This window comes from Terriglobales bacterium (assembly GCA_035624475.1).
GTDB lineage: Bacteria > Acidobacteriota > Terriglobia > Terriglobales > Acidobacteriaceae > DASPRL01.
Genome location: DASPRL010000169.1, coordinates 1 through 12,178 on the forward strand (window position 1 = coordinate 1; position 12,178 = coordinate 12,178).

Sequence of the window (12,178 nt, forward strand, 5' to 3'; positions counted from 1 at the left end):
CCCGAGTTCATGGCCTCCATCTCGCCCATCCACTACGTGGACAAGATCCGGGCGCCGCTCTTCGTGATCGCGGGCGCCAACGATCCCCGCGTGCCCAAGGAAGAGGCCGACCAGATGGTGGCCAAGGTGAAGGAGCGGGGCGTGCCGGTGGAGTACATCGCCTTTCCCGACGAGGGCCACGGCATGGCCAAGCGCAGCAACCGAATCCGGGGCTACAGCGCGATCGCCGAGTTTCTGGACAAGTATGTGAAGAACGCGAAGTGAGGGGAGCCAAGTGTTCGGCAGAATCCTTCTGGGCGTCTGGGTTGTGTAAGGGACGGCTGAATTCGACAACCCCGATCTAGTGCGGCTTCTTCTTCTGTTGCTGCTGTTGTTGCTGCTGCCCCCCGCCCAGCAGGCCGCCCAGGATCCCGCCTACGCCCTGCGCGGGCGCGCCCATGGTGTTGGTCAGTTGTCCGGCCACGTCCGGCACGAAGATCGGCGAGGACGTGGTCCCCTGGATGAGGAAGGGAATGGTGCCCTGCTGCTGTCCCATGCTGAGGATCTGGCCCATGCCGCCGACCAGCCCGCCACCGTTGGCCAGCTTGGCCAGCATGCGGAAGTTGAGGGCGTTGTTGGCGCCGATGGTGCCCGCGCCCGTCACCGTGCCCAGGTCCTGGATCACGATGTTCAGGTTGTCGGCGCGCACTCCCTCGGAGGCGACCCGCAGGTTGGAACTCATGGACTGGATGACGGTGTCGGAGCCAGTCTTCAGGCCGGTGAGGGCGGCGATGGCCGACATCTTGGAGCCCAGGTTGAAGCCCGCCAGGCGGGTGTTGCTCACGCTCACCGGCCCCGAAGTCACCAGGCGGTCGAGCGGCCCTTGTAGGGCGAGATTGGCGCTGGCGGTGCCGCCTTCCAGCCGCGAGCCCGAGGGCAGGATCACGCCAAAGGCAGGCAGCACGCCCTCCACGTCGCCGACCGGCAGGCTGTCGCCGCGCAGCTTCATGTTGAGCACGGTGGAGTCGCCGCGGGTGCTGTAGCTGCCGGAAAGCTTCGCGGTGCTGGAGCCGGTGTGCAGGTCGCCGCGCGTCAACTCGCCGGACTGGCGCGGGAAGCTGTAGTCGGTGGCGTAGTCCAGCTTGACGGGCTGGCGGGCGGGCTGGCCGCTCTTCACCACCTTGAGCTTGTCCACGCTGGCCGTGCCTTCCGCGTGCAGCGTCCTGCCGTCGGACTTGATGGTGCCGGTGTGGTCGAGGCTGCCGCCCAGCCCGGAGGAGGGATCGAGGAAGCCGGTGGCCCCCAGGTCCATGTGCTCGACCTTGAGAGTGGCGTCGAGCGGGGTAGCGGCCGTGTCTTGGCGGTCGATGGGGCCGGCCTTGCCTCCCAGGCTGAGCTTGCCGCCGCCGGGCGTGACCGCCTCCAGGGTGAAGGGGATCACCGAGTCGAAGGAGATGTTCTCCGCCTCCAGGTTCACCTTCTCGTAGGTGCGGCGGGCGCTGCGCCCGCTCTCGCCCACGGTGATCTTGCCGTCCACCACCCGCAGCTTGCCCACCGAGAAGTTGCTGGAAGAAGATGCCTCGCTGGGTGGCTGACCCTTCTTGCCCGGCCTGCCGGGCTGCCCCAGGCTGGAAAAGTTCCAGCGTCCCGCGGCCGAGTGCAGCAGCGTCACCTCCGGCTGCTCCAGGGTCAGCGAGTGCACCTTCAGGGAGCGGGAGAAGATCATGGGCAGCAGGTCCACGCCCACGTCCAGCGACTGGGCGTGCAGGAAGGGCGTGTTGCTGAAGGCGGGATCGTCGGCGATGGTGATGTCGCGGGCGGAGATGCCGCCCGCCAGCAGCGAGAGGCTGAGGTGGCCGATGCTCACCTCGCGCCCCAGCGAGGAACTCAACTGGCTCTGGATGATGGGGCGATAGGCGTCCACGTTGACCAGCAGGGGCAGGGCGAGCAGCACGAGCACGATCCCCGCAGCCACGGCGGCCACCAGGATCCAGGTTTTCTTTTTCATGGAAGACCTCCCGCCGCGATCGCGAAGACGCTGGGCTGGTGCCTGCCGGGCCGGACAGCGTGGGCGCTAGCCGCATGCTAGCACCCGCGAAAAAGCGCAGCAAATCCCGCCATCCCCCCAAGGTCCGGGCGCAGACAGTTCAGGAGCGGATCAGGCCCAGGATGGTGACGTCGTTCTGCGGCGTGCCTTTGCCGAAGCTCTCCACCGCGTTGAGGACGGTCTGGCAGAGATCGTAGGCGGTGGAGAAGGAGCCGGCCTGCAAGGACTCCTTCAGGCGCTCGATGCCGAACTCTCCGCCCTTGCCCTTGGCCTCGACCAGTCCCTTGGAAGGGATGACCACGGAGGCGCCGGGCTGCAGCACGCAGATCTGGGCGTCGTGGGTGGAGTGCGAGAACAGGCCCAGGGGGATGCCGTTGGCTTCCAGCAGGGTGACGCCCTCCTGGTCGCGCACCAGGCCGGAAGGATGCCCGGCGTTGAGGTACCAGAGCGTGCCCATGGGCTCGTCATAACAGCCCAGGAAGGTGGGAGCGCAGCGCACCCCGCCGGAGGCGTCGAGCACGGTGCGGTTCAGCCCCAGCAGCAGCTCAGTGAGCGCGTCCGACTGGTTGAGCATGTTGGGGCCCATGTACTGCGCGGCCTCGGCGCGGAAGCGGTCCTGCACGGCGGCGGCGATGTTGAGGGCCTGGTCGCGCTTGCCGGCGATGTCCATGAGCAGGAAGACCAGGCGCTGCGACTCCGTGGTCACGAAGTCATAGAAGTCGCCGCCCAGACGCGCGGCGCGGTAGGCGGCGGCGATCTGCACGCTCTGCAGTTGCGGCACGATGGTGGGCGCGGGTTGGCGGAGCTGCTTGGAGGGCGCGCTGCCGCGGAACAATGTCTTCATGCTCATTGCGTGGTCCGGGTGGGGAGGGCCTGAACGTTATCACATCGCGGCCTTCCCCTCAATGGGGCAATGGGCCGCATGGCCGCGGGCGGTGTCTAAGGCTGGGAGCGGGCTAGTCGCCGTAGGTGCGTTTCAGGTAGGCGGCGATCTCGTCCTGGAGCTGGGCGTAGCCGTCGTGGATGGTGGCCCGCAGCGCCGACTCGGTGGAAGCGCCCTCGCCGATGCGCTGCAGGATGCGCTGCACGTCGCTCATGCCGTAGGTGTCGCGGATGTACTCCACCGCCGCCAGCGACTCGGCGTAGGCCACGGCCGCCTGCTGCGGGGAGAAGTTCAGAAAGGAGCCTTCCAGCTGGTTGAGCGGGATGTTGGTCTGGGTGGCGAAGACCCGGGCCAGCTCGCGCCCGTAGCCCGCCGAGCTGCGCGGCTCCACCGCCATGGCCACGCCCTCGTTCAGCCACACCGGGCAGCGGCCGTGAGTGATCTGGTTGATGAAGGAGTGGGCCAACTCATGCTTGAGCACGCGCGAGAGTTCCGAGTCCACCTCCTCCTTGCCCTCGATGGGGATGCGCAGCTTTCCGTCGTTGAGGGCGCCGGTCCAGGAGGGGGCCGCGGTCACGTCGAAGAAGGCCTGGTTGGTGTAGAGGGTGACGGAGATGGCGTCGCGGGGCTCGGCCCCCAGCGTGCCCACCAGCTCGCTGTAGTGGGCCTCCAGGGTCTCCAGGATCTGGCGGCGCAGCCGCGGCGAACTCTGCCCGCCCTCGAAGCGCAGGATGAAGTGCGAACTCTCCTGCTCGCCGAAGTTGCTTTCCACCGCCTGCTCGCGCTCGGCCTTGTCGAGCAGGCCCTGCACCGTGGCATTGGGCTGGAGGGCGAGCGCGCGCTTCCAGGCGGCGATGGCCTCCTTGGTGCGGCCGCTCTGGAAGTAGGCCACGCCCAGCACCGCCTGGGCATCGAAGGAGTCGGGGGCCAGGCGGACCGCCTTTTCGGCGTAGGGCACGGCTTCGGCGAAGCGCCGCAGCGCCAGCAGCACGTTGGCGTAGTTGGCCAGGATGATCGCGTTGTTGGGCTGGTAGCGCAGCGCCTGCTCCAGGTCGAGGCGGGCGGGCTCGGCGCGCCCGTTCCCGGCCTCGAAGGCCCCGGCCACGAAGTAGGCGGCCGCCGCCAATTCAGGGTCGCCGGCCTTGTCGAGCGCGGCCAGCGCCGCCGGGTCCACCTTGCCGTCGTGGATCAACTTGGCGCGCAGGTCCTCCCAGCCCTTGATCTGGGTCTGGGGCACGAGGGCGGGGAGGGCATCCCCTGGGGCCGCCCCGGGCACGCCCCCGGCGTCGATGTGGTCCACCAGGGACTTGGGGATGGCGAAGGTGTTGTCCCCGATCTGGTACTCGACGTGGTCGCCGGAGGTCCGCACCTTGTCGGCCACGATGCGGCGGCCGTTCTTCAAGTGGATGGTGTCCGCCGCCGACACCGCGACGGCCAGCAGCCCGAAGAGGATGACACGGAAGCGCACGAGGGCGCATTCTAGCAACAAAGTGGAGGCCGGCTGAAGTGCGAGAGTTGGTACCCAGAGACCGCTCCCGGGTGGGGATGGCGGTGCTGGCCTTGGCGCTGCTGGCGGCAGCGCCGGCGGCGCCGGCCCAGGCGGCTGCCCCGGCGGGCTCCGCCCAGGAACTCTACCGCCGCCTCAGCAGCGTCGGCCTGGACGCCGCCCAGGTCTACAGCGTGCGCGACGCCTCCCTGGATCGCGAGGACATCCACCTCTCCTTCGACGACGGCACCCTGGCCTTCACCCAGGCGGTGGACGGCCGCATCACGGGGGCCTACTTCGAGGGCCACGGGGAGGTGCTGCTGACTCCGCCCGATCAGCCCGACCGCATCTCCATGACCCTGTTCACCGGCGCACCCATCCTGGACGAGCAGTTCACCAGCGCGTTCCTGCGCTTCGACGATGACACCGCCCGCGCCCTCGAAGCCGGGCTGCAGCCCCTCTCCGGCCAGGATGCCGCCGAGTTCGTGGCGCGCTGGGACCCGGCGGCCCGCGTGCTGGCGCAGACCGACGCTCTGCGCCTGCTGTTGAACTTCACCCGCGCGCCCGGCGAGGGCGCCCCCGCCGGCCGCTTCCTGCGCCTGCAACTGGCGGGCGTGCACTACGGCGCCTTCGACCTCAGCCTGGACACGAGTTATGCCGAGCAGGTCTCGGTGGGACAGGTCACCACCGTGGAGGGGGTGCCGTACTACGACCTGTGGGCGGCGTTTCCCATGGCCTCGGCGCGCGCCGCCGCCTCCCGCCATGCCCCGGCCTTCCCGACCGGGCCGCCGCTGCAGATCAGCAGCTACCGCATCGTGGCGCACGTGTCGCCGCCGCACGAGCTGAGTGCGGAGGCGCAGCTGGAAGTGCAGATGCTGCGCGGCGGCGAGCGCGTCCTGGTCTTCGAACTCTCCCGCAACCTGCAGGTGAGCGCGGTGAGCGCCGACGGCCGGCCCCTGGAGGTCATCCAGAACGAGCCCGTAGAGGGTAGCCAACTGGCCCGCCGCGGCAACGACCTGCTGGCGCTGGCCTTTCCCGAGCCCCTGGCGGCGGGACAGCGGCTTTCCTTGCGCTTCGTCTATGCCGGCCCCGTCCTCTCCGAGGCGGGCGGCGGACTGATGTACGTGGGCGCGCGCGGCACCTGGTATCCCAACGTGGGCCCGGCCATGGCCAGCTTCGATCTCGAGTTCCACTATCCCAAGCCCTGGACGCTCCTGGCCACCGGCAAGCGCGTCTCCCTGCAGGACAACGCGGGCGAGCAGGTCGCGCACTGGGTGGCGGAGAAGCCGATACCCCTCGGCGGCTTCAACCTGGGGCAGTACGCCGGGGCGACGGCGCGGGCGGGCGCAGTCACCATCCAGGCCTTCGCCGCGCCCGGGCCGCCGGTTCCTCCCCCTGCCCAGGACGTGGTGGTCATCCCGCGCTGGTTCCCCGGCGCCTCGCCGCGCATGGAGAGCCCGGTGGTGCTGCCTCCCCCCGATCCCGCTGCCAAGGCCGACGCGGTGGCGCGGCTCTCGGCCCAGGCGGTGGACTTCCTGGCTCCGCGCCTCGGTCCTTTCCCCTACAGCTCGCTGGCCCTGACGGAGATGCCGGGAACCGCCAGCCAGGGCTGGCCGGGGCTGGTCTTCCTCTCCCACTATGCCTATTTGGCCTCGCAGGAGCGCGTGCGCCGCGGTCGCGACGAGTACGACGCCATCCTCTACAGCAATCTCATGGAATGGCACGAGACCGCCCACGAATGGTGGGGCGACGCCGTCCTGTGGAAGAGCTACCGCGATCAGTGGCTGATGGAAGCGCTGGCCAACTACTCCGCCCTGTTGCTGCTGGAGCGCAAGCATCCGGAGGACTTCCGGGCGGTGATGGAGCACTATCGCCAGGACCTGCTGCGTGCCGGGCCGCACGGCAAAGCCTACCTGGAGGCCGGGCCCGTCACCCTGGGCCAGCGCCTGAACTCGTGGTACTTCCCCGACGGCTTCGATGCGGTCGCTTACGGGCGCGGGACCTGGCTGCTGCACATGCTGCGCTACCTGCTGCGCGAGGAGGGCAAGGCCGGCCCCGGCAAGGCAGGCGCAGCCGAAGGCGATCCCGACGCCGCCTTCTTCCGCGTCCTGCGCGGCCTGCAGGAGCGCTTCGCGGGCAAGTCCATCTCCAACGCCGACCTGCAGAAGGCCTTCGAGGAGGCGCTGCCGCCTTCGTCGCTCTACGAAGGCCGACGCTCCCTGGACTGGTTCTTCGAGCAGTGGGTGAACGGCACGGCCGTGCCCCGGCTCAAGCTGGGCGAGGTCCGCATCACCCGCCGCCCGGAACAGACCGTGGCCAGCGGCGTCATCCTGCAGCAGGAGGCTCCGGCGGCGCTGGTGAGCGGCGTGCCGGTGTATGCCGATACCGGCGGCGGCCGCCTGCTGTGGCTGGGGCGCGTCTTCGCCGACGGCCCCGAAACCAGCTTCCAGTTCCCCGTCCCCCCGGAGACCAGGAAGCTCGTGCTTGATCCCTACCAGACCGTGCTCGCCCGGCCCTGAGCGGCGTTATCCGCAGCGTGGGTTCCATAGGGCTGCACGCGATAAAGTAGCTGATAGTCGATAAATGTGTTATCGTTTATCGATACATCACGTTTTTGGCGGAGGATTGATGATGAACCACTCGGCCGCACTGCCCCTCACCTGGCTCGCCTTGCGCATCCTGGTCGTCCTCAACTGGCTGTCCGGCGCGGCCATTCTCGCGCTGCTCATCTGTTCGATCGCGTATGAGCAATGGACGTTCACCGCGCTCGGCGTCCCATCTTCGCCCGAGACCCGAGCCCTCGTCATCGGCATGCGCGCGATTGCGGCACTCGGCCTGGTCGCAATCCCGCTCAACTACGCCGTCCTGAAGCGGCTGCTCGCGATGGTCGAGACGGTGCGGAGCGGCGACCCGTTCGTCACGGCGAACGCCTACCGCCTGCAGGCCATCGCCTGGATGCTGCTCGCTCTCCAGCTGCTCAGCCTGGTCATAGGAGGAATTGGCAAGGCGATTTCGACGCCCGCCCACCCGCTTCATCTCAATGCCGGCTTTTCCCCCAGCGGCTGGCTGGCTGTTTTCCTGACCTTCGTTCTCGCCCGGGTTTTCGTTCAAGGGACGCTGATGCGTGAAGACCTCGAAGGGACGGTGTGACATGGCAATCGTCGTCAAGCTCGACGATCTGCTGTACGCGAGGCGGATGACCCTGACCGAGCTGGCCGAGACGATCGATATCACGCTCGCCAACCTCTCGATCCTCAAGACCGGCAAGGCGCGTGCGATCCGATTCTCGACGCTCGAGGCCATTTGCGCGGCCCTGTCTTGCCAGCCCGGGGATCTTCTGGAGTTTCGGCCCGACTCCGCATGACTTTGGAGGCTGCCATGGCTTCGACTGCTACAAAGGCGCGCGCCCACAGCGATGTTTCGCTGGCGCGGCTGTATGTGCTCCGCGCCACCTACCTGCTGCTGATCGTCGGCCTCGGCGCGACCAACCTGCCGGTGCTCATCAGCCACGACCTAACATCGCGCGGGGTGATCCCCGGCCTGCTTGGCGGGATATGGCTGCTGGCCTTCCTCGGCTTGCGCTATCCCGTGCAGATGCTGCCGCTGCTGCTGTTCGAGTTCTCCTGGAAGACTATCTGGCTCCTCGCGTTTGGGTTACCGCAATGGTCCACCGGCCAAACGCCCCCGACCTGGCCCGGGGACTTTCAGGCCATCACCGCTGGCGTCATCCTGATGCCGATCGTCATCCCCTGGGGTTACGTCTATCGCCACTACATCAAGCAGCCGTCCGAGCGCTGGCGTTGAGCCCCTGGGATTCAGAAAAGGGTGAAAGCTCGGAACTCCACCGCCAGCGGTTGACAACCGTGAGACGCACCATCCGCTATAATGCTGGGGAAGCACATTCTTCCCGCCTGCACCCCTGCATCTCCGGAGAGGTGGCCGAGTGGCTGAAGGCGGCGGTTTGCTAAACCGTTATACGGGCTAACACCTGTATCGAGGGTTCGAATCCCTCCCTCTCCGCCATTTCAATCACCTGCGAGGAAGTAGCCGGGCCTGAAATCGGTGCCGCAAAAGCCTCCTGTGGGGACTTTTGTGGGGACCCCGGACCCTTCTCCTGCCCGGCATTGAAACGTTCCAGCTTCCGTATCGCGTCGCGCTTGTGCTCTGGCGTCGGGTGGACGTATCTCATGGTGGTCGAGATATGGGAGTGCCCCATCAACTCCTTGAGAGTCGGCAGGTCTACTCCCGCCATTGCCAAGCGTGACCCGAACGTGTGACGGAGATCGTACAGGCGGAACCGTGGTTGAATACCAGCTTCCTTCAGGGCTGCCTCGTGCTGCCTCTGGACCGAGCCGAGCGGCCTTGTGGGGTCGCCCTGGCTTGGGAAGAGCAAGGGACCCTCCGTCGCGTCCAACCTCCGCGCCAGAACTTCCACTGCCGCGTCGGTCAACGGGACATTGCGTCGGGCGAACCTCGTCTTCCCGTTCGGCACAAAGACATAGCGCCGGTCGAGGTGCACATTCTCATGCTTGGTTCGGAACACCTCTTCCGGGCGCATGCCAGTCTCCAAAATCAGCACTGCGACATCCCTGAGTAACGGTTGTGCTGCTGCCACGTACCGCTGCTGCTCTTCGTGGGAGACCACCCGCATGCAGCCAGGGCCTTCCGGTAGGAACTTGACTCCCAGCACTGGGTTACGCCCCATGTGCCCCTGCCGGATAGCGAGATTCAGCATGAACCGAAGAGCCGCCAGGTCCCGATTGGTGCCTGCCGGTGAAATCTCGCTTGCCCTGGCCAGTTTGAACTTCTCCACTTGACCCGAAGAGACGGCATCCAGCGACAATCTCCCGAAAAACGCAATCAACGGCTTGGAACTGACCTTGTACCGCTTGTGCGTGTTGGGATGCGCCGCATGCTGCTTCTCGGACCAGGGTAGGAACTCGTTCACGACGAAACTCTCAAAGGTAGGGCACGCCTTTCGCTGGACGATACCAGCCCGACCCTCCGCTAGTTCCGCCTTGCAGATGGCCTCTGCGCGAAGCGCAGCCGTCTTGTTATTGAGCCCAGTTGACTGTCTGAAGCGTTGTCCCTGGAACCAGAAGTCGTACCAGTAGACCCCGCCCCGCTTGTAGACGCTCATTCCTGCCTCCTTTCTTGCGGATCGGAGACAGAAACCCTGCAACCCCGCAGGTAAGCTTGAACGTCGGAGAGATCGTATCGGACCCGTCGTCCGATTTTCAAATACGGGATGCCCCGCCGCTGCGAACGCCATTGCGCCAGCGTTTCGATGGAAAGGCCCGTCAGGTCCGAGACCTGCTCGGCTGAGAGCAGGCTGGGTGAGCCGTTGACTGGGATTGGCAAGGGCTTCATTTCGCCTGGGACTCGCCCGGGTTCTTGTTTTGCTGCCCGATAATTGCGACCAAGACGACGGCGATCCCTACGAAAAACAGTATTCCCAAGAATGTGATCTTCATTTTCCACGCTCCAGTTTCACGACTCCCCCACACCCCTTCTCTGGGCACCTGCAACCGGAAAGCTCACCGTCAAACCAACTCGTTTCCAGTAGCTCCGGGGTGATCCAAAACTTCCTGCCGCACTTAGGGCACTCCTTCCGGTAGCGCCGCTCCATCTTCGCCAGCCGGTCAAAGGCATTTCCGGATTCACCCTGCGCCACCAGCGCATTGAAGCGGTCAATACCGCTGGGGCTGCGCACAAACATCTGCACCCCACAGGGATCACAGACCACGTAGGGTTTGCGTTTCTTGCTTTCCCGCACGTCCAGGCCTGCCCCGCAGACGGGACAGGGGAACCGGAGTTTCGATCCAGATTGCATCGGCATATAGTTAACAGAATCTTGCTGTAGTATTAGAGCAGGGTTGGTCGCGTTGTGTCAAGCCGTAGAACGCGTAATCTTGCAATAAGTAACAGGCTGAGCTATGCTGTGGGCATGCCATCCCAGTTCGGCGCGTACATGCGAACGTTACGGAAGCAGAGGGGACTGACTCTGAAGCAGGTGGAGAAGGCTGCCCAGGTCTCCAACGCATACGTCTCTCAGATTGAACGGGGCATCAGGAAGCCTCCCCATCCCGATATCCTCAACCGGCTGGCCGCGCTCTACCAGGTGCCAGTGCGGGAGCTGATGGTACAGGCGGGGTATCTGCCCGATGAGGCGGAGATGGAGAAAAAGCGGCGCATCGAGCGGGCATACGAGCATGTCCTCTCCGATCCTAACTACCGCCACGGGACCCGGCTCAAGGCGGCCCACCTCTCCCTGGACGCCAAGCGCTTTATCGTCGAAATGTACGAGAAGGTGACCGGTAGAACGCTCCTGGAGAGCAGCTAAAGCCTTGGAACCGGAAATCACCATCGAGCCTCCCTTGACGCTTCGCGGCTTCTGCGAAGCGGTGGTCACAAACCATTCCGCAAAGTGGCCCCCGGACGAACACACCCTTGCAGACGAGTTCGTCTCCTTTTTCCGGGTGGAAGGAGCGTTGGAGTTCAAGGACCTGGAGCAATTCTGCCGGGATCTCGGCGTGGGCGTTTCGGTCCAGAAGCTTCCTAGGGAGTTCCGGGGCCACAACCACCGCTACGAGGGGAAGAGGGAGATCATTGTCGGAGAGGTTACAACGACGGCGTTTCCCGGTACCCGGGAGCACACCCTGTTTCACGAATTGCGGGAGCTTATCGAGTATGAGTTCCGGGAAATGGGCTGTCCGGTCGCAAGCAGCTTCGTCGACATGGAAGCGCGGGCGGAGAGCTTTGCCGGTGCCGTGCGAGCCTATGGAGCAATCAAGAGCTGGCAACCGCTGTTAGAGGGCATCGGGGAGATTAAGTCCGGTTGGGGTAAGTTCGTGGCGATTCTGCTGGTGAGCGCACTGCTGATTGTGTGGGCTTTCCCTCTAATGATGCTGCCCCATTGGGAAGATCGCCTGCCCGGCTAGCCCCGCGTTACGAACGTACGTAACGTTATGGTCCTGTTCCGCTGCCGCCCAAGGCAAACTTAACCAACGCGATCTGACTGGCCGGCAGTGGCGACCACTAGGGCTGGACTGCGCATTGAGAAGGACCGTGGCCAACTCTCAGCACGATGTCCTTCCCTTGGGCCCGGATTTCCTTCACGGATGCGACGGTGAACGTTTGTCTTGTCAACGCACCGTCGTAAAGGACGACGAACGTCATGGGGGAGTCGAGCAGTTCGACATGTGCCTCACCCCGGGAGTTTGCCTTAATGCTGGTGGTTTGGAGCCTTCTTTGTCTCCCAGCAAGTGCCGCGCCACTGCGCGTGAGAGTTCTCTTTCGCGGCGGCGACCCTTTCCCGGGCGCGTTGGTGGTTGTGAAGTCACTCGAAGGCGGAGGCGAAGTACTCCGCGCACTGGGTGACGCTAGCGGAATGGTCCCTTACCTGGAGGTAAGGCCGGGTCTATACCAGGCAATTGCGACTTGTCCAATATACCAGTGCTCCGTGTTGGCGTCGGCATCACGCACGAGTACTCTTGCTGTACTCGTCCCTCACATCCCGTTGCGTGCTGACGAAAGCTGCTCCACTCCCAGTCTTCTGGGCGCGCACACAATCCGCGCTTGACCGGATTGCCGTGAATATAGCGAAGCTTCTCGACAAACTGGCGATAGGTTCGGATATTGAGATTCTGCCGGGCGATAGCAGGAGAAGGTGACGAAGTGGCTGTGTCCGGTTTGCTGAAATCGTTTCAATCCCCAAGGCACAAGGTTAGATTACCCCCGAGAAAATCCCCACTCAAGCCAAAACCGGGCTTGAGTGGGCCAC

Annotated in this window: 10 protein-coding genes and 1 tRNA gene; 8 read left to right on the plus strand and 3 right to left on the minus strand. The window is 65.2% G+C overall.

From position 1 onward, the window contains the following. Nucleotides 1-264: prolyl oligopeptidase family serine peptidase (locus VEG08_06940; GenBank protein HXZ27720.1), on the plus strand; the 264-nt coding region annotated here is incomplete at its 5' end. 76 nt (nucleotides 265-340) lie between these two features. Here the strand turns inward: VEG08_06940 and VEG08_06945 are convergent. The 3 genes from VEG08_06945 to VEG08_06955 all read right to left on the minus strand — a co-directional run bounded on the left by VEG08_06945 (nucleotide 341) and on the right by VEG08_06955 (nucleotide 4,377). Beyond that, complete coding sequence (locus tag VEG08_06945) at nucleotides 341-1,987, minus strand: AsmA family protein (GenBank protein ID HXZ27721.1); 1,647 nt, start codon at nucleotides 1,985-1,987, stop codon at nucleotides 341-343. Nucleotides 1,988-2,126: 139 nt separating this feature from the next. After that, nucleotides 2,127-2,870, minus strand: a complete 744-nt coding sequence (locus tag VEG08_06950) for a SpoIIE family protein phosphatase (GenBank protein HXZ27722.1) — start codon at nucleotides 2,868-2,870, stop codon at nucleotides 2,127-2,129. 112 nt (nucleotides 2,871-2,982) lie between these two features. Next, nucleotides 2,983-4,377, minus strand: a complete 1,395-nt coding sequence (locus VEG08_06955) for a peptidase MA family metallohydrolase (GenBank protein ID HXZ27723.1) — start codon at nucleotides 4,375-4,377, stop codon at nucleotides 2,983-2,985. A gap of 47 nt (nucleotides 4,378-4,424) precedes the next feature. On the opposite strand from VEG08_06955, the gene VEG08_06960 reads away from it, so the two are divergent. The 7 genes from VEG08_06960 (at nucleotide 4,425) to VEG08_06990 (ending at nucleotide 11,336) form a co-directional block, all read left to right on the plus strand. Further along, nucleotides 4,425-6,914 (plus strand): M1 family aminopeptidase, encoded by a 2,490-nt coding sequence (locus VEG08_06960; GenBank protein HXZ27724.1) that lies wholly within the window; start codon nucleotides 4,425-4,427, stop codon nucleotides 6,912-6,914. Between the two features lie 109 nt (nucleotides 6,915-7,023). Then, nucleotides 7,024-7,545: a DUF2975 domain-containing protein gene (locus tag VEG08_06965; GenBank protein HXZ27725.1), complete on the plus strand. Its 522-nt coding sequence runs from the start codon at nucleotides 7,024-7,026 to the stop codon at nucleotides 7,543-7,545. A 1-nt stretch (nucleotide 7,546) separates the two neighbouring features. After that, complete coding sequence (locus tag VEG08_06970) at nucleotides 7,547-7,759, plus strand: helix-turn-helix transcriptional regulator (protein HXZ27726.1); 213 nt, start codon at nucleotides 7,547-7,549, stop codon at nucleotides 7,757-7,759. Between the two features lie 14 nt (nucleotides 7,760-7,773). Next, nucleotides 7,774-8,199, plus strand: coding sequence for a hypothetical protein (locus tag VEG08_06975; protein HXZ27727.1), 426 nt, complete (start codon nucleotides 7,774-7,776; stop codon nucleotides 8,197-8,199). A gap of 125 nt (nucleotides 8,200-8,324) precedes the next feature. Next, a tRNA-Ser gene (locus VEG08_06980) sits at nucleotides 8,325-8,418 on the plus strand. A 1,924-nt stretch (nucleotides 8,419-10,342) separates the two neighbouring features. After that, nucleotides 10,343-10,738: a helix-turn-helix transcriptional regulator gene (locus VEG08_06985; GenBank protein HXZ27728.1), complete on the plus strand. Its 396-nt coding sequence runs from the start codon at nucleotides 10,343-10,345 to the stop codon at nucleotides 10,736-10,738. Between the two features lie 4 nt (nucleotides 10,739-10,742). Beyond that, a complete protein-coding gene (locus tag VEG08_06990; GenBank protein ID HXZ27729.1) occupies nucleotides 10,743-11,336 on the plus strand; it encodes a hypothetical protein in 594 nt (197 codons plus the stop codon). Nucleotides 11,337-12,178 lie beyond the last annotated feature (842 nt).

What these genes read in the sequence shown, in the direction of transcription:
- VEG08_06950 (HXZ27722.1), bottom strand. Translation starts at nt 2,870, where the DNA reads ATGAAGACATTGTTCCGCGGCAGCGCGCCCTCCAAGCAGCTCCGCCAA.
- VEG08_06985 (HXZ27728.1), top strand. Translation starts at nt 10,343, where the DNA reads ATGCCATCCCAGTTCGGCGCGTACATGCGAACGTTACGGAAGCAGAGG.
- VEG08_06970 (HXZ27726.1), top strand. Translation starts at nt 7,547, where the DNA reads ATGGCAATCGTCGTCAAGCTCGACGATCTGCTGTACGCGAGGCGGATG.
- VEG08_06945 (HXZ27721.1), bottom strand. Translation starts at nt 1,987, where the DNA reads ATGAAAAAGAAAACCTGGATCCTGGTGGCCGCCGTGGCTGCGGGGATC.
- VEG08_06975 (HXZ27727.1), top strand. Translation starts at nt 7,774, where the DNA reads ATGGCTTCGACTGCTACAAAGGCGCGCGCCCACAGCGATGTTTCGCTG.
- VEG08_06965 (HXZ27725.1), top strand. Translation starts at nt 7,024, where the DNA reads ATGATGAACCACTCGGCCGCACTGCCCCTCACCTGGCTCGCCTTGCGC.